The organism is Paraburkholderia heleia NBRC 101817, assembly GCF_000739775.1.
GTDB lineage: Bacteria > Pseudomonadota > Gammaproteobacteria > Burkholderiales > Burkholderiaceae > Paraburkholderia > Paraburkholderia heleia.
The window spans coordinates 121,710-143,402 of the sequence record NZ_BBJH01000030.1; the positions used below are offsets into that span (position 1 = coordinate 121,710).

At 65.4% G+C, this 21,693-nt stretch carries 22 protein-coding genes; 9 read left to right on the forward strand and 13 right to left on the reverse strand.

The window, feature by feature from the left end; all coding sequences use genetic code 11:
- Window positions 1-7: 7 nt before the first annotated feature.
- From BHE01S_RS24100 to BHE01S_RS24110, 3 genes are all read right to left on the reverse strand, one after another.
- Window positions 8-589 (reverse strand): DUF3501 family protein, encoded by a 582-nt coding sequence (locus BHE01S_RS24100; RefSeq protein ID WP_042268529.1) that lies wholly within the window; start codon window positions 587-589, stop codon window positions 8-10.
- Between the two features lie 39 nt (window positions 590-628).
- A complete protein-coding gene (locus BHE01S_RS24105) occupies window positions 629-1,981 on the reverse strand; it encodes a heterodisulfide reductase-related iron-sulfur binding cluster (RefSeq protein ID WP_042268531.1) in 1,353 nt (450 codons plus the stop codon).
- Between the two features lie 142 nt (window positions 1,982-2,123).
- Complete coding sequence (locus BHE01S_RS24110) at window positions 2,124-2,546, reverse strand: rubrerythrin family protein (protein WP_042268570.1); 423 nt, start codon at window positions 2,544-2,546, stop codon at window positions 2,124-2,126.
- 307 nt (window positions 2,547-2,853) lie between these two features.
- Here BHE01S_RS24110 and BHE01S_RS24115 point away from each other — a divergent pair, with 307 nt between their 5' ends.
- The 3 genes from BHE01S_RS24115 (at window position 2,854) to BHE01S_RS24130 (ending at window position 4,551) form a co-directional block, all read left to right on the forward strand.
- Window positions 2,854-3,213: a DUF3564 domain-containing protein gene (locus tag BHE01S_RS24115; RefSeq protein ID WP_042268533.1), complete on the forward strand. Its 360-nt coding sequence runs from the start codon at window positions 2,854-2,856 to the stop codon at window positions 3,211-3,213.
- Window positions 3,214-3,469: 256 nt separating this feature from the next.
- A complete protein-coding gene (locus tag BHE01S_RS24125) occupies window positions 3,470-4,258 on the forward strand; it encodes a DNA/RNA non-specific endonuclease (protein ID WP_042268535.1) in 789 nt (262 codons plus the stop codon).
- Between the two features lie 32 nt (window positions 4,259-4,290).
- Window positions 4,291-4,551: a hypothetical protein gene (locus BHE01S_RS24130; protein ID WP_028202769.1), complete on the forward strand. Its 261-nt coding sequence runs from the start codon at window positions 4,291-4,293 to the stop codon at window positions 4,549-4,551.
- 27 nt (window positions 4,552-4,578) lie between these two features.
- On the opposite strand, the gene BHE01S_RS24135 is transcribed toward BHE01S_RS24130, so the two are convergent.
- Both BHE01S_RS24135 and BHE01S_RS24140 read right to left on the reverse strand, forming a co-directional pair.
- The gene (locus BHE01S_RS24135) at window positions 4,579-5,820 is read right to left on the reverse strand and encodes a dienelactone hydrolase family protein (RefSeq protein WP_042268536.1); all 1,242 of its coding nucleotides are present in this window, start codon (window positions 5,818-5,820) and stop codon (window positions 4,579-4,581) included.
- An 80-nt stretch (window positions 5,821-5,900) separates the two neighbouring features.
- A complete protein-coding gene (locus tag BHE01S_RS24140; protein WP_042268571.1) occupies window positions 5,901-6,542 on the reverse strand; it encodes an HAD-IB family hydrolase in 642 nt (213 codons plus the stop codon).
- 253 nt (window positions 6,543-6,795) lie between these two features.
- On the opposite strand from BHE01S_RS24140, the gene BHE01S_RS24145 reads away from it, so the two are divergent.
- Window positions 6,796-7,344: an Mpo1 family 2-hydroxy fatty acid dioxygenase gene (locus tag BHE01S_RS24145; protein ID WP_042268537.1), complete on the forward strand. Its 549-nt coding sequence runs from the start codon at window positions 6,796-6,798 to the stop codon at window positions 7,342-7,344.
- Window positions 7,345-7,362: 18 nt separating this feature from the next.
- On the opposite strand, the gene rarD is transcribed toward BHE01S_RS24145, so the two are convergent.
- Window positions 7,363-8,256: an EamA family transporter RarD gene (gene rarD, locus BHE01S_RS24150; protein ID WP_042268538.1), complete on the reverse strand. Its 894-nt coding sequence runs from the start codon at window positions 8,254-8,256 to the stop codon at window positions 7,363-7,365.
- A gap of 465 nt (window positions 8,257-8,721) precedes the next feature.
- On the opposite strand from rarD, the gene egtD reads away from it, so the two are divergent.
- Window positions 8,722-9,726, forward strand: coding sequence for an L-histidine N(alpha)-methyltransferase (egtD, locus tag BHE01S_RS24155; RefSeq protein WP_042268539.1), 1,005 nt, complete (start codon window positions 8,722-8,724; stop codon window positions 9,724-9,726).
- Window positions 9,727-9,792: 66 nt separating this feature from the next.
- Here egtD and BHE01S_RS24160 read toward each other — a convergent pair whose 3' ends face one another.
- The gene (locus tag BHE01S_RS24160; protein ID WP_042268540.1) at window positions 9,793-10,089 is read right to left on the reverse strand and encodes an acylphosphatase; all 297 of its coding nucleotides are present in this window, start codon (window positions 10,087-10,089) and stop codon (window positions 9,793-9,795) included.
- Between the two features lie 134 nt (window positions 10,090-10,223).
- Between BHE01S_RS24160 and hpnA the strand changes: the two genes are divergently transcribed.
- Together hpnA and BHE01S_RS24170 are read left to right on the forward strand one after the other, a co-directional pair.
- A complete protein-coding gene (gene hpnA / locus BHE01S_RS24165; RefSeq protein WP_042268541.1) occupies window positions 10,224-11,246 on the forward strand; it encodes a hopanoid-associated sugar epimerase in 1,023 nt (340 codons plus the stop codon).
- A 153-nt stretch (window positions 11,247-11,399) separates the two neighbouring features.
- The gene (locus tag BHE01S_RS24170; RefSeq protein ID WP_042268542.1) at window positions 11,400-12,044 is read left to right on the forward strand and encodes a hypothetical protein; all 645 of its coding nucleotides are present in this window, start codon (window positions 11,400-11,402) and stop codon (window positions 12,042-12,044) included.
- Window positions 12,045-12,124: 80 nt separating this feature from the next.
- On the opposite strand, the gene BHE01S_RS24175 is transcribed toward BHE01S_RS24170, so the two are convergent.
- Both BHE01S_RS24175 and hpnC read right to left on the reverse strand, forming a co-directional pair.
- The gene (locus BHE01S_RS24175; protein WP_042268543.1) at window positions 12,125-13,306 is read right to left on the reverse strand and encodes a glycosyltransferase; all 1,182 of its coding nucleotides are present in this window, start codon (window positions 13,304-13,306) and stop codon (window positions 12,125-12,127) included.
- The gene (gene hpnC, locus BHE01S_RS24180; protein WP_042268544.1) at window positions 13,303-14,172 is read right to left on the reverse strand and encodes a squalene synthase HpnC; all 870 of its coding nucleotides are present in this window, start codon (window positions 14,170-14,172) and stop codon (window positions 13,303-13,305) included. The genes BHE01S_RS24175 and hpnC overlap by 4 nt, the downstream gene beginning before the upstream one ends.
- A gap of 420 nt (window positions 14,173-14,592) precedes the next feature.
- On the opposite strand from hpnC, the gene ispH reads away from it, so the two are divergent.
- A complete protein-coding gene (gene ispH / locus BHE01S_RS24185) occupies window positions 14,593-15,537 on the forward strand; it encodes a 4-hydroxy-3-methylbut-2-enyl diphosphate reductase (RefSeq protein ID WP_028202780.1) in 945 nt (314 codons plus the stop codon).
- 12 nt (window positions 15,538-15,549) lie between these two features.
- Complete coding sequence (hpnH, locus tag BHE01S_RS24190) at window positions 15,550-16,701, forward strand: adenosyl-hopene transferase HpnH (protein WP_042268545.1); 1,152 nt, start codon at window positions 15,550-15,552, stop codon at window positions 16,699-16,701.
- A 75-nt stretch (window positions 16,702-16,776) separates the two neighbouring features.
- Here hpnH and BHE01S_RS24195 read toward each other — a convergent pair whose 3' ends face one another.
- The 4 genes from BHE01S_RS24195 to BHE01S_RS24210 are packed head-to-tail and all read right to left on the reverse strand — an operon-like array spanning window position 16,777 to window position 21,359.
- Window positions 16,777-18,750: an SMP-30/gluconolactonase/LRE family protein gene (locus BHE01S_RS24195; RefSeq protein ID WP_042268546.1), complete on the reverse strand. Its 1,974-nt coding sequence runs from the start codon at window positions 18,748-18,750 to the stop codon at window positions 16,777-16,779.
- A gap of 24 nt (window positions 18,751-18,774) precedes the next feature.
- Window positions 18,775-19,002 carry a hypothetical protein gene (locus tag BHE01S_RS24200; RefSeq protein WP_042268547.1) on the reverse strand — a complete coding sequence of 76 codons (228 nt, stop codon included), beginning with the start codon at window positions 19,000-19,002 and terminating at the stop codon, window positions 18,775-18,777.
- Window positions 19,003-19,038: 36 nt separating this feature from the next.
- On the reverse strand, window positions 19,039-19,245 hold the full coding sequence (locus tag BHE01S_RS24205) for a YbdD/YjiX family protein (protein WP_042268548.1): 207 nt from the start codon (window positions 19,243-19,245) through the stop codon (window positions 19,039-19,041).
- 26 nt (window positions 19,246-19,271) lie between these two features.
- Window positions 19,272-21,359 carry a carbon starvation CstA family protein gene (locus BHE01S_RS24210; protein ID WP_042268549.1) on the reverse strand — a complete coding sequence of 696 codons (2,088 nt, stop codon included), beginning with the start codon at window positions 21,357-21,359 and terminating at the stop codon, window positions 19,272-19,274.
- Between the last annotated feature and the right edge of the window lie 334 nt (window positions 21,360-21,693).

A 21,693-nucleotide genomic window follows, 5' to 3' on the forward strand; every position in this document is an offset into this window, starting at 1 on the left:
CGCAGCCTCAGGCGAGATCCTCGAGCAACGAGGCGCGCACCTCGCCGTCGATGGTCTGCGTCGGCACACGGTAATTCGGATGATCGCAGCCAATCGCGAGCGCGGCGCCTTCGCGCAAGCGCGTTTTCATCTGCGGCGTGAGTTCGAACCGGACGAAATGCACGGCCGAGGTCTTTTCGGCGTTCTCGCGTTCGAGGTCCTCGTCGGCGATCGCGTAGACGGGCGGTTCGCCGTCCACCTGGACGAACACCTTGTCCTCTATGCCGATCAGGCGCGCAAGCGCCGCGCGCCGCTCGACTTCGCTCTCGTATTCGAGCTGCATGGTCGCCTTCAGGTTGTCGCCGTCGGGCACGAGCGGCAGATAGGCCGCGAGTTCGCCCTGAATGCCGTCTTCGTCGAAGATCTTTTCGATGTGCAGCATCTCCTGGATCTGGTAGCGGATCGTGGTCTCGTCCTCGAACAGGAACGTGAGGTGATTGCCGAGCGACACCGCGCGCTGCTTCTTGTGCTCGATGATGCGTTTGCGCATGTCGCCCCGCACCCGGGCGTAGGCTTCCAGCGTCAACAGCGAATTTCTCGCGATCGTCATGAGTCGTGCCTCGTGAATGTTGCGCTCTGGCGTCGGGACCTAAATGCCATAGGCGCGGCGCAGCAAGGTAATGGGGTGAGCGAGCGGCGGCTCGCCCAGCTGGTTCTCTTCGATACCCTGCGCAATGTGATGCCCCGCGAGCTGGCAGTCGGACGAAATGAAGTTCGGCCCGGCCTGGCCTGGCTCTGCCTGCCCCATCTGCTTGAACACGGGCGTGCCGATCTTCATCGACATGGCATGGAATTCCTTCTTCACGCCGAAGGTGCCCGCGTGGCCCGAACAGCGCTCGACCACGGTCACTTTCGTTTCGGGCACGAGCGAAAGCAGGTCGAAAGTCTTGCGGCCGATGTTCTGCACGCGCGCATGGCACGGCACGTGATACGACACGTTGCCGAGCGGCGAGCGGAAGTCGGTCTTGAGCAGGCCGTCGCGATGACGCGCCACCAGATACTCGAACGGGTCCCAGAACGCGTCGCTCACGGCTTTCGTGTTGGCGTCGTCGGGGAACATCAGCGGCAATTCGTGCTTGTACATGAGCACGCAACTCGGCACGGCGCCGATCAGTGCATACCCTTCACGCGCGTAACGCGCGAGCATGGGCATGTTCTGCGACTGCTTGTGCGCCACGCCCTCCAGGTTGCCCTGCTCCAGCAGCGGCATGCCGCAGCACCATTCGCTCTTCACCAGCTCGTAGGGAATCCCGTTGTGGTCGAGCACCGCGAGCAGGTCGTGGCCGATGCCCGGCTCGTTGAAGTTCACGTAGCAGGTCGCGTAGATGGCGACCTTGCCCGGCGTGCGTTCGCCGTCGCGCACTTCGCTCGAAGCCGCGCGTTTGGCAACGTTACGAAACTTGTGCGTGGCGAAATCGGGTAGCCACGCCTTGCGGTCGACGCCCAGCATGTCTTCCATCGCACCGCGCATCGCCTTCGTGTGATTGATGGCGTTGACCGCTTGCGTCACGACGGGAATGCCGGCGATCTGGCCGAGCGCGTCGGTATTCGAGAGCACGCGGTCGCGCAGCTTCACTTCGCCCTTGCGGTAGTGAGCGGCCTTGGCGCGCAGCATCAAATGCGGAAAGTCCACGTTCCACGGATGCGGCGGAACGTACGGGCACTTCGTCATGTAACAGAGATCGCACAGGTAGCATTGGTCGACGACCTTGTCGAAAGAGGCCTTGTCGACGTCGTGCGCTTCGCCGGTATCGGTTTCATCGACGAGATCGAACAGCGTGGGAAACGCGCCGCAGAGCGAGACGCAGCGCCGGCAGCCCGCGCAGATGTCGAACACGCGCGCGAGTTCCGTGTCGAGCTGGGCCTGGTCGTAAAAAGCGTCGGAGCGCCAGTCGAGCGGATGGCGGGTCGGCGCTTCGAGACTGCCTTCCTTGTGGGGCATGACGTCTCCTTCTTTTATTTATCAGCCAAATACGCGGCTTGAGCGAGCGCGCGCCTACGCGCGCCGGTGCCTGCCCGGCACGCGAAACAACATGCGCGCACGTCATGGGTGCGTGCCGTCAGGCACGCGGGCCTGCTCCGCCTCAGTCCGCCAGCACGTCCAGCGCCTTCGTATAGCGGTTGGCGTGGCTGCGCTCCGCCTTAGCGAGCGTCTCGAACCAGTTCGCGATTTCGTCGAAGCCTTCCTCGCGCGCGACCTTGGCCATGCCGGGGTACATGTCGGTGTATTCGTGCGTTTCGCCCGCAATTGCCGCCTGCAGATTCAGCCGCGAAGTGCCGAACGGCAGACCGGTTGCCGGGTCGCCTACCGCTTCCAGATATTCGAGGTGGCCGTGCGCGTGGCCGGTTTCGCCTTCGGCGGTCGAGCGAAACAGCGCCGCGACATCGTTTTGTCCTTCTACGTCGGCCTTGGCTGCGAAATACAGATAACGGCGGTTGGCCTGTGATTCGCCGGCAAATGCATCCTTGAGATTCTGTTCCGTCTTCGAGCCCTTTAGCTGTGCCATCTGTGCCTCCATCGTTCGACCTGATATGTGGGGACGCGACGCCATTCGCCTTCGTGCGATGCAGCATGGCTGGGCGACTTCGCCGCACTATCAATCTAGGTTGTGGCGATTGCGTTCCCAATTGTGATTTTCAATCCCCCCGATAGCGTAGCCGGGCTTACGCGGGCAGAAGTGGGCATGAACGTGGCCGGTCCAGGCACGCGCCGTGCGCGCGGCGATCTGTCCTGCACTCTTCACTTTGCGGGCGCGCGGACTCGTCCTAGACTTTGAAATTGCCGACGCGCCCGATCTATATTGCGGAGATGCCATGCGACTTACGATCCTGATCAACGGTTCCGATCCGACCGTCAATCACGACTATGCAGTGCTCTGGCTCGACACCGACCAGCAACGCTGGTCCCGCGAGTCTCACGAAGGGATCGACCTGCCTGAATGGGGTGAATTGCGTGACGTGAATGGTGTCACGTCGCTGTGCGCGCCGCTCGAAAACGAGCCGCTGTGCACGCTGCGCGGCCTGCATGTGAACCGCCGCCAGGAAATCAGTTCCGCACACGGCGACGCAACATGGTCGTGCGAAACCTCGCACTCGCCAATGGAAGGCCAATGGCGCCTCCAGGCTGTGGACCGCCAGATGGTCCGCGCCGAGCATTCGCTTTTTGCAGGCTGAGTCGTTGTTGATGATCTGATCGATTGAATGCAGGCGGCATCGTTTGCCGCCTCGCGCCTCGCGCCTCGCGCCTCGCGCAGCAACGCAACGCCGCCGCGCTCATTGCATCTGTTTGTGCGTCACGTCCCGCTTGCGCCCGCCCTCTCGCGGGCGCGCGTTTTTTTGCGCCGCGTTTTTCTCCCGCCTCCACGCGTCGTCGTGCGCCCGCTATACTTTCAGCCCGCTTGATCCCACCCCAGTCCAGCCTGTCCTTTCGATGAAGAAGCTGTTTGCCTCGCTTGTTGCCTCCCTGCTGCTCGCCGCCGCGAGCCATGCAATCGCCGCACCGGCCTGTTCGCAATTCGTGCCAGACGGCCAGTTCCCGACGCTCACGAATCAGCGCATGGCGCCGAAAACGCGCATGCTTTGCTATTCGGATTTTGTCGTGCTGCATTCGGGCGTCACACACGGGCCGCTGTGGTCCGCCGAGCATCTCACGCGCGACCACCTCGAAGCCGCGAAGGACATGACGCGCACTAACCGCTTCTTCGAAGACGACCGCCTGCCCGAAGGCGAAGGCGCGACGCTCGCCGACTACAAGCGCAGCGGCTTCGACCGTGGCCACATGAGCCCGGCGGGCAACCGCTGGAATGCGCAAGCCATGGCGGAATCGTTTTCGCTTGCCAACATCGTTCCGCAGAACCGCGAGAACAACCAGCGCCTTTGGGCCCATATCGAAACCGCGGTGCGCAAGCTCGCATCGAAGTATGGCGAAGCCTATGTCGTGACCGGCCCGCTCTTCACGGGCGCGCAGCTCCAGACGATCGGCGCGACGCGCGTGCTGGTGCCGACGCAGATCTTCAAGGTCGTGTACGTGCCTTCGCAGCAGCTCGCGTTCGCGATCGTCGCGGACAACACGGCTGTCGACCGCTACGACGTGCGCCCGGTGCGCGACCTCGAAGCGCAGAGCGGCATTGCGTTCCCGGGCATTCCGGCGAATGTCGCGGCAAAGGAAAAAGTCTCGTTCAATGGCCGCGGCTTTGCCGTGAGCAAATGGGGCTGGTAGGCGCGCCCTTCATGCAGCAGGAGGATCAAACGGTGTTCGACGCATACGCAAACGACAACGACGTGCTCAACGTGCAAGGCGACGCACTCACGCTCACGAACGGCACGACGCGCGTGACGCTCGCCGGCACGCTGGAACTCACGCGCGACAAGCGCGGCCTCGCCGCCGCGCTGGCGCTGAAGGCGGCGCTCGACGACGTCGTGAAGAAACTGCAGGCCGACCCGCACCTGCCCGCGAAGGTCGCCGACGAGCCGGACCAGAAGCCCGGCGTCGTCGACAATCCGTTCAACTGATCACGCGCGCGCGCAACGTGCGCGTCGTTAGAACGGCTTGCCTTCGCTCTCGCGCCAGGCGCGCGCCATGAGCGTGTTCGAGGGCAGCGTTTCGTCGAGCAGCTTCTTCGCGCTCTGCGCGCCCGCGATCGGCAGGCCGGTGGGATCGATCGCGCCGATCTGCGCGAGCACCGAAGCCTGGTCCCAGTAGATGTGCTCGTTATAGAGCTTGTTGCCGCGAAAGCAGATCACGGCGAGCATCGGGACTTCGAAGTATTTGCCCGTGGGCGCGAGACCCGGCAGCAGCCAGTCGATCTCGCGGTCGTGCGTGCAGCAGAAGATGAACTCGTCCACCACGCGGTCCGAGCCGATCGTGCGCGAGATCGGGATCAGCCGCGTGTCCTGCGGGTTCGAATGCACGAAATGGTGCGTGTAGAAGCGCTTGAGTTCGTCGTGGCCCACGCCGCCCGTCATCGTCGGAATGTGGTTGACGTAGGGCTGCGCGACCATGGTCGGCATCACGTCGCTCGGGTTGCGCGCGACGAACTCGTGGTAGCAGTGCGCTTCCCACAGCGCGTTGAAGTCGTAGATCGGGCCGAGCACGCGGCGCAGCATGGCGAGCGTGCGCGAGTACGCCATCATCGTGGCGGGCTTGTCGTACGTCGGGCGCGAAGACGACGCGAACGCATGGCCGCAGCCCGGGTACGTATACAGCTCGACGCCAGGCTTGCCCGCCAGCGCCTGCGCAATGCGTTCGCGCGTGGCGGCGTCGCAGTGGGTGTCGTCGGCGCCGAAGTGCAGCATCAGCGGGCACGTGATGCGCGCGGCTTCGTCCAGATGGTTTTCGAGCCCCACGGCGTAATAGCCGATCGCGCAATCGACATCGGTGCGCGTCGCGCTCAGGTACGCGAGCTTGCCGCCCAGGCAGAATCCCACCACGCCGATTTTGCCGCGATGCTGCCCATGCGCGCGCAGCGCGGCGAGCGTTTGCGCCACGTCCTGCATCGCGAGATCGACGTCGAAGCGCTCGTAGAGCGAGAACGCCTTCTGCGCGTCGGCGCCCTCGTAGCCGAGATCGACGTTCGGCTCCAGACGCCAGAACAGGTCCGGCACCATCACGACGTAGCCTTCCTCGGCGTAGCGGTCGGCGAGCGCGCGCATGTAGCCGTTCACGCCGAAGATCTCCTGCAGCAGGACGAGGCCGGGGCCGCTACCTTCGGGCGGCAGCGCCGTGTAGGCGCGGAATTCGCCGCCGTCGTGCGACTTCACCTGGGTCCATTGTCCGTTCATCGGGGCTGTCTCCTCTCTTCGGTCCAGTTAGTTGCCGTAGATTAGCGTCGAACTCGCGCCGCTGCAGCGCGTCGAGCCATTCACGCCGCGCCGAAGCCGCCCGCCGCCGCGAGCGGCGGCAGCGCCGACTTGCCGCGTATCCATGCGTACTGCGCAAGCTCGGCCATTTCCTTGTCGCCGCGGCTGTCTCCATATGCGTAGAGCGTGGCGGGCGCGTTCGCCCCCCACCACGCGCGCAGGCGCGCGACTTTCTCGGGCCCCCAGCAGTTGTTGCCCGCCAGATGGCCCGTGTACACGCCATCGCGCCATTCCAGCTCGCTCGAAAGCACGGTGCCGATGCCGACCGTCTTTGCCCACATGCGCAGATAGATCGACGGCGACGCGCTCACGAGCACGATCTCGTGGCCGAGCGCCTGGTGTTCGGCCACGCGCGAGAGCATCTCGGCGCGCAACAGCGCGGGGAGGCGGCGCTCGACGAAGCGCTGCGCGGCGGCTTCGAGCACCTCGCGCCGCACGCCGCCCATCGCGGCGTAGAGGAAGCGCGCCTTGGTCGGCCCGCGCGGCGACCAGCCGAGCGGAACGCCGATGAGCGAGGGCAGGCAACGCAGCGCGGCGGCGGCGAAGCGGGCGGGGCCGGCGGCGTCGAGCATGAACGCGCGAAAGCTGTCGGACGTGGTGATGGTGCCATCAAAGTCGAATGCGGCGACGACGCGGTCGTTCATGAAGCGATAGGGGCCTGGCGTGAAAGGAAAAGGCGACGCGGCTGCGCGCGCCGAACGGCCGTCATTGTCGGCGCAAACGCGATCCTGCTGCAACGCAGCCAGGCGCGCTTCATGATATTGACGTAATTCGTCAACATGTATCGATATGAACGCGCATGGATGCCGTAGCATCAGCACGAGATCCTCCGGCCAGGCGAAGGTTTGCGCTCGTCAGTCCGGCGATCATAATGATTTCGGAGACAGAGGGACACCCATGAGAAACCTGACCGAGCAACTCACCCAGTACGCGGCTTATCACCGCGACGCGCGCAACATCGGCACCCATTTCGTCGGCATTCCGCTTATCGTGCTCGCGCTCGCGGTGCTGCTTTCGCGCCCGGTGATCGCGCCCGGGCTGCCGCTTCCCGTCTCGCCCGCGTGGCTCCTGTTCGGCGCCGCGACGATCTACTACCTCGTGCTGGACGTACCGCTCGGCCTCATGATGGCAGTCGTCTCCCTCGCGTGCGTGGCCTTCGGCGCATGGCTCGCGCAACGAGGCACCGCCGCGTGGCTGGGCGGCGGCGTGGCGCTGTTCGTGGTCGGCTGGGTCTTCCAGTTCGTCGGGCATATCGCGTGGGAACATCGCAAGCCCGCGTTCGTCGACGATCTCATCGGCCTCATGATCGGCCCGCTCTTCGTGCTCGCCGAAGCGCTCTTCAGCATCGGCTGGCGCCCGCAGTTGCGTGCCGCCATCGAGGCGAAAGTGGGACCTGTGCGCATCAATCCACCCAATCCACCGCGCGCCCGGCAAGCGCGGCCGTAAGCGGCCGTTGAACGGTCCTCAGCGCTCGAACCGGACGAGCCGCGCCGCATGCACCGCCGTGAGCGCGACGGCGAGCCAGATCGGCACGTAAGTCCCGAGCTGGCGCATGCCGAGGTGCTCCCCCAGCAGCGTGACCGAAACGATCACCAGCAGCACCGGCTCGACATAGCCGAGGATGCCGAAGAGCGCCATCGGCAACAGCCGGCTCGCCTTCAGGTACGACGCGAGCGCGACAGTGCTGAGCACGCCGAGTCCGGGCAGCAGCACGAAGGCGAGGAACTTGTGCGCCTCGACCAGCGCGAGCGAGCCGCCCGCGCGGACTTCGATCGCCGCGACCGGCACGAGCAACAGCATTTCCACCGCGAAGGTGACGAGCGAGTCCGCGTGAATTTTGCGGCGCAGCACGAAATACGGCGGATAGCCGAATGCAACCAGCAGCGTGGGCCACGAGAACGCGTGCGTCGCCCACAACTCGTGCGTCACGCCCACGGCGGCGCAGGCCACGGCGAGCCATTGCAGCGGTTCGAGGCGCTCGTGATAGTAAAAGCGCCCCACCAGCACCATGACGAGCGGCAGCAGGAAATAGCCGAGCGACACCTCCAGCATGCGCCCGTGCAGCGGCGCCCACAGAAACACCCACAGTTGCGAGCCCAGCAGCGCGGCGCTCGTCACCAGTGCGAGCGCGGTGCGCGGCTGCGCCACCATGCGCGCGACGAGCGCGCGCAATTGCGGCACGCGCTGGCGCAGCACCAGCAGCGCCAGCGCGCCGGGCGCGGTCCAGATCACGCGCCACGCGAAAATATCGAGGCCGCCGAGCGGCGCGAGCAGGAGCGTATAGGCCGACATCAGCGCGAACAGCGCCGAAGCGCCCACGGAAAGCGCAATGCCGCGTCCGGGTTCGTACTGGTTCATCGGCAGGCGCGGGGACGCAAGGCGAAAACGCGGGAATCGCGAGCGGCGCGGTGCGTAGATTTCGCACGCTCGGGTAAAAACGTTGTCATCTGAATCGGATATTGAATAAGGCGCGGGCCGGCAAATGCGTCGGCGAGACCGCATTCTAGTCGTGTTTGCACGACATCAGGCGGCGCAAACCGGCGCCGGACAAGGTGGGCACACGCCGTGCGCGCTTTGCGGCCTGGTGCGGGCCGAGCAATTTAGTCCGGCAGAGCACGCCGCGATGGACTAGAACGTAAGTCTCGCCACGCCAGCCCGCCGTCGCCTTGACTGACTGGATTTCGCGGCTGGAATTCGCTTCGACGAGCGAGATTTCACCGGGTCCGCTGGAGCCGCGCCCGGCTTGTCCCGGAGCGCCACGCCTTCGCCCGCTGCTGCAATTCACGACGCCGTCCCCAACGTCCAACGCCCCCTGGAGCCCGCATGCCATCTTCTGCGCCCCGCCCCGCCGTTGCCGACCCCGCCGGTGCATTCGCCCTTTCGCCCGCCGCCAGCGCCTTCGCCGCCGAAGTGCGCGCCGGTTTGATGCGCTCGCCTCAAAAGGAACTGCCGTCGAAATATTTGTATGACGAAGTCGGCTCGGCGCTCTTCGAGGTCATCACCGTGCTGCCCGAATACGGCGTCACGCGCAGCGAGGAGCGCCTGCTCACGCGCTACGCGTCCGGGATCGTCGAGGCGCTGCCCTCCGACGTGACGGTCGCCGAACTCGGCAGCGGCAGCGGCCGCAAGACGCGCCGCATTCTCGAAGCGCTCTGCCGCAAGCGCCCCACCTCGTACTGCCCGATCGAGATTTCGCGCACCGCGCTGCAACTGTGCCGTCGCGAGCTGGCCGACATCGAGCGCATTTCGATCGTCGGTTATGAGCGCGACTATCTCGCCGGGCTTTCCGAGGTGAGCCGCCAGCGCAAATACGGCGAGCAACTGCTCGTGCTCTTTCTCGGCAGCACGATCGGCAACTTCGCGCGCCTCGCGGCCACGCGCTTTTTGCGCGACATCCGCGCGATGCTGCGCCCCGGCGACACGCTGCTGCTCGGCACCGACCTCGTGAAGCCCGTGGAGACGCTGATCGCCGCCTACGACGACGCCATCGGCGCCACGGCCGCCTTCAACCTGAACCTGCTGGCGCGCATCAACCGCGAGCTGGACGCCGACTTCGACCTGCACGACTTCGAGCACGTCGCGCGCTTCAACCCGGACGTGCGCAGCATCGAGATGCATCTGCGCGCGAAGCGCGACGTGCACGCCGAGGTGCGCCTCGCGAATCTCACTGTGGAAATCGGCGCAGGCGAGACGATCTGGACCGAGAGCAGCCACAAGTACCACGCCGACGAAATCCCGGCGATCGCCGCTGACGCCGGCTTCGCATGCACGCGCCAGTGGGTCGAGAAGGAGTGGGGATTCGCGGAAAGCCTGCTTGCCGTGAAGTAAGCCATCGCCTGCAACGAAAAAGCGGTGCGCCGGCAATGGGCGCACCGCTTTTTTATCGGGCGAATTTCAGTGCTGCTCGAAGCGCTCGTAACGTTTTTCGGTCAGCCGCTCCTCGCTTTCCACCGAGCTCACGCGCGCGGCCGGCGGCCCGTGGCGCAGCCACGAAAGCATGCGGTCCACCTGGTTCGCCGTGCCCTGGATCACGGCTTCGACCGAGCCGTCCTCCATGTTCGCGACGTAGCCGCGAATGCGCAGCGCGTGCGCCTGGCGCACCGTCGCGTGACGAAAACCCACGCCCTGCACCGCCCCGTGCACGCGCACGTAATACGTTTCGAGGCGCGTATCCAGATCCGGTTCGCTCATTGTTCGTTTCTCCATGCAGGCTTTACGGTCGGCATTGTAGACGCCAGCGCGCGCACGCGCCGGGCCCGCGCCACGTACAATCCGTGCCACGCCGCGCGCGCGGCGCCGTCACCGAACCTGGAAACGACCCTGCAATGACCGACACCTCCCGAGCCAACCGCGATCTCGTCCTGATCACCGGAGCATCCGGCTTCGTCGGCTCGGCCGTCGCCCGCATCGCGCAGGAAAAGGGTTATGCCGTGCGCCTGCTGGTGCGCGCGACGAGCCCGCGCAAGAACCTCGAAGCGCTCGACGCCGAAATCGTCACCGGCGACATGCGCGACGCCGCCTCCATGCGCAAGGCGCTCGACGGCGTGCGCTATCTGTTCCACGTCGCCGCCGACTATCGCCTGTGGGCGCCCGATCCGCACGAAATCGAGCGCGCCAATCTCGAAGGCGCCGAAGCCACCATGCGCGCGGCGCTCGAAGCGGGCGTGGAGCGCGTCGTCTACACGAGCAGCGTGGCCACGCTCAAGGTCACGAGTTCGGGCCACTCCGCCGATGAAACCTCGCCGCTCACCCCCGAGCAGGCCATTGGCGTGTACAAGCGCAGCAAGGTGCTTTCCGAGCGCGCGGTGGAGCGCATGATCGAGCGCGACGGCCTGCCCGCCGTGATCGTCAATCCGTCGACGCCGATCGGCCCGCGCGACGTGAAGCCCACGCCCACCGGCCGCATCATCGTCGAAGCGGCCACGGGCAAGATTCCCGCGTTCGTCGATACCGGCCTGAACCTCGCGCACGTGGACGACGTGGCCAACGGCCACTTCCTCGCGCTGGAGCGCGGACGCATCGGCGAGCGCTATATCCTCGGCGGCGAGAATCTGCCGCTGCAGCAGATGCTCGCCGACATCGCCGGCATGGTGGGCCGCAAGCCGCCCACGATCGCGCTGCCGCGCTGGCCGCTCTATCCGCTCGCGATGGGCGCCGAAGCCGTGGCGCGCTTCACGAAGCGCGAGCCGTTCGTGACCGTCGACGCGCTCAAGATGTCGAAAAACAAGATGTATTTCACGTCGGCGAAGGCGGAGCGCGAGCTCGGTTATCGCGCGCGGCCGTATCAGGAGGGCTTGAAGGATGCGCTCGCCTGGTTCCGCGAAGCGGGATATCTGAACACCAGATGAGCGCCTACTGAGGGCCAACTGAGCGCGGAATCAACGCGAAACAGGCGTCCCTGCGGAAACTGTTACAACTTTTCCTGCGACATGCGTACAACGCCTGAAGGGCAATGCGCGCGAGCTGCGGGTAAAATCGCGGGTCTTACCTGAGAAGCTCGCATGAATCTTCAAGACCAGATTGGCGTGCTCGAAGCGGGCGTCGATCAGCTCCTTCAGGCCGCCGCCGCCGCGCACGCACCGCGCGCCGATGAACGCGCCGCCGTTGCCCAGCAGGAATCCCCCGTTGCAAAGAGCGATATGGAGCAGGCCGTCGCTGTAGAGCCGCCAGCCATTGCCGTCGATACGGCCGCGGATGCTGCCGCGGCCACCGCGGCCGTAGAATCCGTTGATGCCGTCGAAGCCGCAAGCGCAACCGCAGCCGCGACCGAAACTGCCAAAGCCGTCGAACCCGCTGCCGAGGCGGCCAACGCCGCGCATGCGCAGCCGGAACTGCACGTGGCGCGTCCGTCGCAAAACGAGATCACGCTGACGATCGGCGGCCAGACGGTGACGCTCAACGCACTGCAAGTCGGCCAGATGATCGAGGAGCTGTCGAACGCGCGCGCCTCGATGCAGCCCGAACCGCCGCCGGGCATTCCGCAAGGCTGGCGGTTCGCATCGACGAGGAATCCGATGATGGCCGTGCAGAAGCAATCCAACGGCGACCGCTTGCTGGTGCTGCGCCACACGGGCCACGGCTGGGTGCCGTTCACGTTCTCGCCCGACATCGTCGTGCAGATGTACATGCTGCTCACGCAGCGCTAACGCGCAAGCGGACATCGATAAAGCAAAAAGCCGTCGAAACCGACGGCTTTTTGCATTTGCGGCGCCTGGTTACGAGCGCTTCAACGTCCCTGCACAGGAGGCGCCTGCACGCGCGCCTTCCACTGACCGCCCTTGCCGCGCCAGAAGCGCCAGGCCGAAGCGAACGTCGCGCCCACGTAGAACAGCGCGACGAGCGGCAGGAACGGCGCCCACAACGGCGAGCGCCGGTAGTAGGCGAGCATGGGCGAGTAGGCGCAGCACATCAGCGCCCAGGCGATCCACGCGGGCCAGCCCTTCGGCCCGAGCACGAGCGCGACCACGGGCGGCGCGAGATAGATGATCGTCATGCCGAGAAGCGTGCCGGCGAGCTGCCACGCCGAGTAATGCAACTGCGTGAACGCCGTGCGCGCGATCATGTTCCAGATGTCCTTCCACGAATCGTACGGGCGCAGCGACACGCTCTTCGCGGCGACGTCGAGCCGGATCGGATGATGCCCTTCGCCGCGATGCTTGATGCGCGCGGCGAGGCTGCAGTCGTCGATCAGCTCGGCGCGGATCGATTCGATGCCGCCGGCCTCTTCGAGCGCCTGGCGGCGCACCAGCATGCAACCGCCGGCCGCCGCCGCCGTGCGGTTCTTCGGGTTGTTGACCCACGAGAACGGATAGAGCTTCGCGAAGAAAAACACGAACGCCGGAATCAGCGCCTTTTCCCAGAAGGAGTCGCAGCGCAGCCGCACCATCAGCGAGACGAGGTCGCGGCCTTCGGCCTGCGCGCGCACCACGAGCTGCGCGAGCGCTTCGGGCGGATGGCCGATGTCGGCGTCGGTGAGGAGCAGGTAGTCGGCGGGCAGCTTGAGCGTGCGCACCGCCTCGATGCCCTGCGACTGCGCCCACACCTTGCCCGACCAGCCCGCCGGCAGCGGCCTCGCCATAATCACACTGAGCTTTTCCGGGCACTGCAGCGCAAGCGCGGCGGCGCGTGCGGCTTGCGCGGTGCCGTCGGTGCTGTGGTCGTCGATCACGACCACGTGAAATTCGCCGCCGTAGTCCTGCTGGAGCAGCGAGGTCACGGCCTCGCCAATCGCGTCGGCCTCGTTGCGCGCCGGCACCACGGCGCACGCGGCAGGCCAGCCGGCCTCGGGCTCGACGAGCGGCAGCGGCTCGGCCGGGCGCGCACGCCAGAAACCGCCGCGCCCGAACAGCAGCACGAGCCAGATCAGCAGCGAGAGACAGGAGACGGCAAACAGTATGGTCGTAGTCATGCGTTGTTACTCTCGATCGAAGGGGCGCGCACGCCCACGCGGCGCGACAGCCACATGGCCGCCGTGCGCAGGAGCACCACGGCCCAGTCGGATGTGCGCAGCGCAGGCCGCGCGCGGAACACATCGTAGCCGCCGCGCTCGATGATTTCGAGCACGCGCAGTCCGCCATGCACGACGCTGCATAGCTCGAGGCCGAAGCGCCCCGGCACGCGCAGCGCGAGCGGCGCACCGCTGATCATCAGCGAACGCGCGCGCGCCACCTCGTGTGCCATCAGCGCGCGCCAGGCGTCGTCCACCCTGCCCGCGGCGATCTGCGCTTCGGTCACGCCGAAGCGCTCGCGCTCGGCGAGCGGCAGGTAAATGCGGCCGCGCGCCCAGTCGGCGCTCACGTCCTGCAAGAAGGTGACGAGCTGCAAGGCGGTGCAGATCGCGTCGGAATCGGCCAGATTCCCGGGCGTCGCTGCGTCGATCAGATGCAGCATCAGATGGCCGACCGGGTTCGCCGAGCGCCGGCAAAAGTCCAGCAGCTCGAAGCGGTCGGCATAGCGCGTCGTGTCGATATCCTGATCGAACGCCGCGACGAGGTCGTAAAACGGCGCGAGCGGCAAGCGGCACTCGCGCACCACGTCCGCGAGCTTCGCGAACAGCATGGGGTGCACGCGTGCAGGCCGGCCTTCGGCCACGGCGTTCAGACCCTCGCGAAAATCGGCAAGGCGCGTGTGGCGCTGCCCGGGGCTCCAGTCGCCTTCGTCCGCGATGTCGTCGAGCGTGCGCGCGACGTGGTAGATCACGCCGACAGGCGCGCGCAGCGCCTTCGGCAGCAGTACGCGCGCTACCGGAAAATCGTCGTAGTGGTCGGGTTCCATCAAAGGCGTCCAGAATGGGGTCGTATCCCCGGGCGCCATCCAGGCGACCCGCAGGGACGCGATATTTTAAGGGTTCCCGGGGCATGTTGCACCGCGCAACGCCCGGACGCCGGCTTCGAGCGCCGCCGTGCGCCGGCGTGCGCCACCTGCGCGATGCGCTTTGCGCAGACGGCGGGAGCGCCACGCGGCGGGCTTTTCGGGATAAATTGGGCGCCGACCGGGCTGCGCCGTCGCGCGCACGCCGCAGCCGCGAGTGCTCCACACAGCAAACGAAGGGCGAAGGAGTTAAAATGCGCGTCTGGTTTTTACTCCGTCACCCTTTGGCGGATTTTTGCATCCTTAATAAATAGACAGCCGCCGGCGATCAGGTCATTTTTACCGACTTGCTCGCCTTTTGCGGCAGTCGGAGTTCGCCACCCTATGCGAGTGATCCTTGCCCAACCCCGCGGCTTTTGTGCGGGGGTTGTCCGCGCTATCGAAATCGTCGATCGCGCACTGCAGAAGCACGGCGCGCCGGTCTACGTGCGCCATGAAATCGTCCACAACCGTCACGTGGTCGAAAACCTGCGCAACAAGGGCGCGCGTTTCGTGGAAGAGCTCGACGAAGTGCCGGAGGGCGCCGTGGCGATTTTCAGCGCCCACGGCGTGGCCAAGACCGTGGAACGCGCCGCCGAGGAGCGCGACCTCGACGTGCTCGACGCCACCTGCCCGCTCGTCACGAAGGTTCATGTGCAGGGCCGCCAGTATGTCGCGGCGGGCCGCACGCTGATCCTGATCGGCCATGCCGGTCACCCCGAAGTGGAAGGCACGATCGGCCAGATTCCCGGCACCGTGCTGCTCGTGCAGAGCGAAGCCGATGTTTCGAAGCTCGATCTGCCGCTCGATGCACCGCTCGCGTACGTGACACAAACCACCCTTTCGGTGGACGACACGCGCGGCATCATCGACGCGCTGCTCGCACGGTTCTCCGACATCGTCGGACCGGACACGCGCGACATCTGCTACGCGACGCAGAACCGCCAGGCGGCGGTGCGCGAACTGTCGGATCAGGTGGACGTTCTGCTCGTCGTGGGCGCAACGAACAGCTCGAACTCGAATCGTCTGCGCGAGATCGGCAGCGAAACGGGGGTGCCGAGCTATCTCGTCGCCGACGGCTCGGAAGTGAAAGCCGAGTGGTTCGCCAATGTGCAAACGGTCGGCATCACGGCCGGCGCATCGGCGCCTGAAGAAATGGTTGAGAACGTCATTGACGCGCTGCGCGCGTTGGGGCCTGTCGAGGTGTCGACGATGGCGGGCCGTGAAGAAAAAGTCGAATTCAAGCTGCCGTCGAAGCTCTTGCAACCGCTCGTCGCGCGCGAAGTTTAAGGAGGACACGCTTTGTCTATTCCGCTGCTACAAAAAGTCCGCGTTGGCTCGTACATCTTTCGCCAGCATTTCAGCGGCAACAAGCGCTACCCGCTCGCGCTCATGCTCGAGCCGCTGTTCCGCTGCAATCTCGCCTGCAATGGCTGCGGCAAGATCGACTATCCGGATCCCATCCTGAACCAGCGCCTGTCGCTGGAGGAATGCCTCGAAGCCGTCGACGAGTGCGGCGCGCCGGTCGTTTCCATCGCAGGCGGCGAACCGCTGCTGCACAAGGAAATGCCGCAGATCGTGAAGGGCATCATGGCGCGCAAGAAGTTCGTGTATCTCTGCACGAACGCGCTGCTCATGGAAAAGAAGATGGACGACTACCAGCCGAACCCATACTTCGTCTGGTCGGTGCACCTCGACGGCGACCGCGAAGCGCACGATCACTCGGTCTCGCAGGAAGGCGTGTACGACAAGGCCGTCGCGGCCATCAAGGAAGCCAAGCGCCGCGGCTTCCGCGTGAACATCAACTGCACGCTGTTCAACGACGCCGTGCCCGAGCGCGTGGCGAAGTTCTTCGACACGGTCGGCGAGATCGGCGTGGACGGCATCACGGTGTCGCCGGGTTATGCGTATGAGCGCGCGCCGGACCAGCAGCACTTCCTGAACCGCGACAAGACCAAGAACCTGTTCCGCGAAATCTTCAAGCGCGGCAACAACGGCAAGAAGTGGTCGTTCAGCCAGTCGAGCCTGTTCCTCGACTTCCTGGCCGGCAACCAGAGTTACCAGTGCACGCCGTGGGGCAACCCGGCGCGCACGGTGTTCGGCTGGCAAAAGCCCTGTTATCTGGTCGGCGAAGGTTACGTGAAGACCTTCAGGGAATTGATGGAAACCACCGACTGGGACAAGTACGGCACCGGCAAGTACGAGAAGTGCGCGGACTGCATGGTCCATTGCGGCTTCGAGGCGACGGCCGTGATGGACACGGTCGCGCATCCGCTCAAGGCAGCGCGCATCGCCCTCACGGGCCCGCGCACGACGGGCGCGTTTGCGAAGGACATCCCGCTCGAAGGCGCGCGTCCTGCCGAGTACGTGTTCTCGCGTCACGTCGAGATCAAGCTCGACGAGATCAAGAACGCCGCCAAGACGAAGAAGCCGGCTACGGTCGCGGCTAGCTAAAGCGGTTTTCGCCACGGGCGAATAAAACGCAAAAAGGGCGCAACGGTTCTAGCCGTTGCGCCCTTTGTCTTTTCGTCACTTCGCGCCGAACGGCGACACCATTGCATTCGCGGTGGTCGAGCTCGCCATCGCCGGCGTCCACCGATAGACCACAGCGCTCGCAGCGTTGTAATCATCCTTCGTCACGACATACTCGCCCGTCGAGCGCAGTAACGCGCGCAGGCCGTACATCGAATCCACGTCGTTGCCCACGTACACTGCACTCGAGTTGCTATTGACGAGCGTCGTGTCGAGCGCGCCCGTGGTGAGGTTGAACGCATCGATGTTCGGCACGGTGTGCACGTAGCCGACGAACAGATAGTTTCCAGCGGCCGCAATCGATTTGGGATTCGCACTCGTGAGCGTGATCACCGGATCCGGCGCGCCCGTATTGCCGGCGAGCCAGCCGTGATACACCTCGACGCGCGTGCCAACCGCCGTCCAGTCGGTGATGCTCGCGTCTTCTCCCGTGAGGATCATCGTGTCGCTTTCGGGCAGGTAGACGATGCGTGTGAGCCGCGAGATCGTGGCGGGAATCGGCGTGGTGACCGCGGCGCCCCACAGCGGCTTGCCGGCCGGGTCGAAGCCCGTCAGCGGGTAGTGGGAAATGACGTTGGTCTTGTCGAGGCCGACCCACAAGCCGCCCTTGCTGTCGAGACAAAAGCCGTTGCGCACCGGGGCCGTCGTATTGAACGCCGTCCCCGGCAGCGTGTAATCCGGAATGGCGATATAGCCACTCGCCGCGTTGAAGTGGAAGAAGTAGAACGTATCGGGATTCTGGCCCGCAGCCACGAGAATGCGCTTGCCACCCACGCTCGCCACCTGCGCGAAATGCTCGCCTCGCGCGGTATCGGCGAGATTGATGCGCGGATCGGACGGATACGTGATCGGGTCGACGGTGTTGGCGACGAAGGTGCCGCCGGCGGTGCCCGAGTAGAGGTTCATGCCGCCGTAGAACAGCGCGCCATCGGTCGCCGGGTCCGGTGCCGCATTGCCTTCGAAATTGAGCGACTGGAGCTTCCAGCGCAGCGCGCCGGTGCCGTCGTAAGCCTGCAGATCGGTGCCGCCGTTGCGGCCGAGGTCCCACGAGCCGCCCCACGGATTGTTCAGCACGTACAGCGTGCCCGCGGCATCCTTGCCGATACCGACCACGCGTGTAAAGCGCTTGTCGCCCACCTGTCCCTTGATGCCCGTGGTCGTGTCGAGATAGCCGCCCAGGACGCCGAACGTGCCGGTTTGAGAAGGCGCGCCCGCTACGCTGAAGGTCTTGATGTCCATGTCGGGCCCCGAGTCGCCGATCATCAACTGTGAGGTCTGCGAATCGAAATACAGCGACGACGGGCGCGCCGTGGACGCCAGCTGGATGGTGTTCAGGAGCTGCCCGCCGGCGCTGAATTCGAACACGGCGCCCGCGCTTTTCTGGGCGACCCAGAGGTTGCCGCCCGCGTCGAGCGTCAGCGCGCCCGGGGCCGCCACGCCGATATCGCGTTGCCAGGCGCCGTCGGTGGTGTACACGCGCACGCGGTTGCCGGGGAAATCGCTCACGTAGAGCAGCGAGCCGGAAGTCGCGAGTCCGGTGATGACATCGGCGAGCTTTTCGGTCGTATCGGCGCTCACGGGGATCAGCATGTCGCGCGCGCCGCTCGTGCGGTTGTAGCGCCCGACGTTGCCGCTGCCATACGCGGCGTTGTACTGCATGGCGACGAATAGCGAAGTCGCGTTGCCCGTGATCGCGCCGCCCTGGAAGTCTCCATGCCCGCCGATCGAGCCGAGGCTCTGGCCGTTCTGGTAAATCGCCACGCCGCCTTCGTTTTCATCCCACATCGACGACGTATAGACGACGCCTTCGGGCGCGACCCACAGCGAACGAGCCACGTTGCCCACGTGCGTCGCGTTGGTGCCGTAGGTGTTCGCAATCCAGTCGGTGGAGTATTGCGCTTCGCAAACGGGTGAAACCGTTGCGGCGAGAGCGGCCGCCAGCCATGCTGCGCCGAGTCGATGCAGGATCATGAAAGATGATTTGATGCGTACACCTTACGGTGCACCGGTTGAAGATGCCGTGTTGCCTGCGTGGCAAACGCGCAGTCCGGTTCCCGACGGTTCGAATCCGTGCGCGCCGCCGCGCGCGGCGTCATGTGTCGAAATGGTGTGGAACTTCGTCAAGGTTAACGGCAGCTGCACGGCGAGAATTGAGTGCTTTTTGAGCGAACGCCGAGCCGCGAAGGTTACAGGCGTAAAAAAAAGCGCGACGGCCTTCGCCATCGCGCCTCGTGCCGAGCGTATCCGCTTAGCGGGGAGTCAGCAGCACTTTCCTGCGCCCGACCCATAGCGGGCGTTTTGCCGCTCGCGGAAAAACGCCTCGTAAGTCATGACCGGACGGTCGGGATGCATCGCGCGCGCATGCGCGACGTAGCCCTCGTAGTCCGGCAAACCGACCATCAAACGCATGGCCTGGCCGAGATAGCGCCCGGCCGTCTGCACGTTGTCGCGAAGTCCCGAGAACATGGTGTGCTCCGTTCAGTCACGTCGGTTCAATGCACGCGATTCGTCACGGCCGCCACGCCGCCCGCCGGCATCGCCTGATACGGCGTTTCCTGCACGGTCGGACGCTCGATGCGGCGTGCACGCGCAATCGCGATCAGGCCATACACCACGATGCTCACCACCACGAAGATGAACAGGCCCGAGAGCGCGGCATCGACGTAGTCGTTGAACACCATGCGCTGCATCTGTTCGAGCGACTTGGCGGGAGCGACGATCTTGCCGTCAGCAATCGCCGCCGAAAGCTTCTGTGCGTGCGCGACGAAGCTCACCTTCGGGTTGCTGTCGAAGATCTTCTGCCAGCCGGCCGTGAGCGTGCAGATGAGAAGCCACACCGTGGGCAACGCCGTGACCCACGCGAACTTCTCGCGCTTCATCTTGAAGAGAACGACAGTGGCGAGCATGAGCGCGATACCGGCGAGCATCTGGTTCGAGATACCGAAGAGCGGCCACAGCGTATTGATGCCGCCAAGCGGATCGACCACGCCCTGGTAGAGGAAATAGCCCCACGCGGCCACGCACAGGGCCGTGGCGATCAGGTTGGCCGGCAGCGACTCCGTGCGCTTGAGCGACGGGTGGAACGTGCCGAGCAGGTCTTGCAGCATGAAGCGGCCTGCGCGCGTGCCCGCGTCGACGGCGGTCAGGATGAAGAGCGCCTCGAAGAGGATGGCGAAGTGATACCAGAACGCCATCATCGCCTCGCCGCCCACCACCTGGTGCAGGATCTGCGCCATGCCCACGGCCAGCGTCGGTGCGCCGCCGGCGCGCGCGACGATGGTCGTTTCGCCGACGGCCTGGGCCGTGTGCGTGAGCATGTCCGGCGTCAGCACGAAGCCCCAGTGGCCCACCGTTGCCGCGACGGCGTCCGGCGTCGTGCCGAGCACGGCGAGCGGTGCGTTCATCGCGAAGTACACGCCCGGCTCGATCACCGAGGCAGCCACGAGCGCCATGATCGCGACGAACGACTCCATCAGCATCGCGCCGTAACCGATGAAGCGCGCGTTGGTTTCGTTATCGAGCAACTTGGGCGTCGTGCCCGACGAGATCAGCGCATGGAAGCCCGACACCGAGCCGCACGCGATCGTGATGAAGAGGAACGGGAACAGGTTGCCCGACCAGACCGGACCCGTGCCGTCGATGAACTTCGTGAAGGCCGGCATCTTCAGTTCCGGCGCAACGATCAGAATGCCGATCGCGAGCGCGAGGATCGTGCCGATCTTGAGGAACGTCGAGAGATAGTCGCGCGGCGCGAGCAACAGCCACACCGGCAGCACCGAGGCGACGAAGCCATAGCCGATCAGGATCCAGGTGAGCTGCGTGCCCGTGAACGTGAACCAGGCCGCAAGCGTGGGCGAATCGTGCACGTGCTGGCCGAAGGCGATGGAAGCCATCAGCAGTACGAAACCGATGATCGAGATCTCGCCGATCCTGCCCGGGCGGATGTAGCGCACGTAGAGGCCCATGAAGATCGCGATGGGAATCGTCGCGGCCACCGTGAACGTGCCCCACGGCGAGTTCGTGAGCGCCTTCACCACGATCAGCGCGAGCACCGCGAGGATGATGATCATGATGAGGAAGGTGCCGAACAGCGCGATCACGCCGGGCACCGGGCCGAGCTCCATCTTCACGAGGTCGCCGAGCGAGCGGCCGTCGCGGCGCGTGGAGAGGAACAGCACCACGAAGTCCTGCACGGCGCCCGCGAACACCACGCCCGCGAGAATCCACAGCATGCCGGGCATGTAGCCCATCTGCGCGGCCAGCACCGGGCCCACGAGCGGCCCGGCGCCCGCGATCGCCGCGAAGTGATGGCCGAACAGCACGTACTTGTTGGTGGGCACGAAGTCGAGCCCGTCGTTGTGGCGCACGGCCGGCGTCATGCGCAGGCCGTCCAGCTGCAGGACCGTGCTCGCAATGAAGCGGCTATAGAAGCGATACGCGATCAGATAGACGCACACGGCACAGATCACGATCCACAGTGCGCTGATTCGCTCGCCGTGTGCGAGCGCGATGGTGCCGAACGCGAACGCGCCAAGCAGCGCGACCAGCGTCCAGACGACAAAACTGGATGTCCGACTCATGCGGTGTCTCCATTATGTTTTTAGCTTTGTGCCGGCATCGGAACCGGACCCTGACGCGCCGTCCACAGCATCGCGGCGATGGCGGCGCATGCATGACGCATTGCGCCATGTCGTGGGCGGTAGTATTCGCTTTCGGACCGTCAGCCACAACCGGACAACTACGTAAGCGCGCTACGTAGAACTACGTAGAGAAGACAACATGTCGTTGCATGCGCAACGATATTCGCGGCAGCCGGGCAGGGCGCCGCGCAAGGGCGCCATCTCGCGCGGCGCGTGATTTTGGCGCCTGCGCCGCCCGCGCCCGGTTATGCTTGCAGACTCAGCTTCCGAACCC

Coding starts and splice junctions, on each gene's coding strand:
- BHE01S_RS24175 (WP_042268543.1), bottom strand. CDS start 13,306: ATGACTACGACCATACTGTTTGCCGTCTCCTGTCTCTCGCTGCTGATC.
- BHE01S_RS24205 (WP_042268548.1), bottom strand. CDS start 19,245: ATGTTCTCGGGACTTCGCGACAACGTGCAGACGGCCGGGCGCTATCTC.
- hpnA (WP_042268541.1), top strand. CDS start 10,224: ATGACCGACACCTCCCGAGCCAACCGCGATCTCGTCCTGATCACCGGA.
- BHE01S_RS24145 (WP_042268537.1), top strand. CDS start 6,796: ATGAGAAACCTGACCGAGCAACTCACCCAGTACGCGGCTTATCACCGC.
- BHE01S_RS24125 (WP_042268535.1), top strand. CDS start 3,470: ATGAAGAAGCTGTTTGCCTCGCTTGTTGCCTCCCTGCTGCTCGCCGCC.
- BHE01S_RS24160 (WP_042268540.1), bottom strand. CDS start 10,089: ATGAGCGAACCGGATCTGGATACGCGCCTCGAAACGTATTACGTGCGC.
- BHE01S_RS24115 (WP_042268533.1), top strand. CDS start 2,854: ATGCGACTTACGATCCTGATCAACGGTTCCGATCCGACCGTCAATCAC.
- BHE01S_RS24110 (WP_042268570.1), bottom strand. CDS start 2,546: ATGGCACAGCTAAAGGGCTCGAAGACGGAACAGAATCTCAAGGATGCA.
- rarD (WP_042268538.1), bottom strand. CDS start 8,256: ATGAACCAGTACGAACCCGGACGCGGCATTGCGCTTTCCGTGGGCGCT.
- BHE01S_RS24100 (WP_042268529.1), bottom strand. CDS start 589: ATGACGATCGCGAGAAATTCGCTGTTGACGCTGGAAGCCTACGCCCGG.
- egtD (WP_042268539.1), top strand. CDS start 8,722: ATGCCATCTTCTGCGCCCCGCCCCGCCGTTGCCGACCCCGCCGGTGCA.
- BHE01S_RS24105 (WP_042268531.1), bottom strand. CDS start 1,981: ATGCCCCACAAGGAAGGCAGTCTCGAAGCGCCGACCCGCCATCCGCTC.
- BHE01S_RS24135 (WP_042268536.1), bottom strand. CDS start 5,820: ATGAACGGACAATGGACCCAGGTGAAGTCGCACGACGGCGGCGAATTC.
- BHE01S_RS24170 (WP_042268542.1), top strand. CDS start 11,400: ATGAATCTTCAAGACCAGATTGGCGTGCTCGAAGCGGGCGTCGATCAG.
- BHE01S_RS24140 (WP_042268571.1), bottom strand. CDS start 6,542: ATGAACGACCGCGTCGTCGCCGCATTCGACTTTGATGGCACCATCACC.
- ispH (WP_028202780.1), top strand. CDS start 14,593: ATGCGAGTGATCCTTGCCCAACCCCGCGGCTTTTGTGCGGGGGTTGTC.
- BHE01S_RS24195 (WP_042268546.1), bottom strand. CDS start 18,750: ATGATCCTGCATCGACTCGGCGCAGCATGGCTGGCGGCCGCTCTCGCC.
- BHE01S_RS24200 (WP_042268547.1), bottom strand. CDS start 19,002: ATGGCGAAGGCCGTCGCGCTTTTTTTTACGCCTGTAACCTTCGCGGCT.
- BHE01S_RS24210 (WP_042268549.1), bottom strand. CDS start 21,359: ATGAGTCGGACATCCAGTTTTGTCGTCTGGACGCTGGTCGCGCTGCTT.
- hpnC (WP_042268544.1), bottom strand. CDS start 14,172: ATGGAACCCGACCACTACGACGATTTTCCGGTAGCGCGCGTACTGCTG.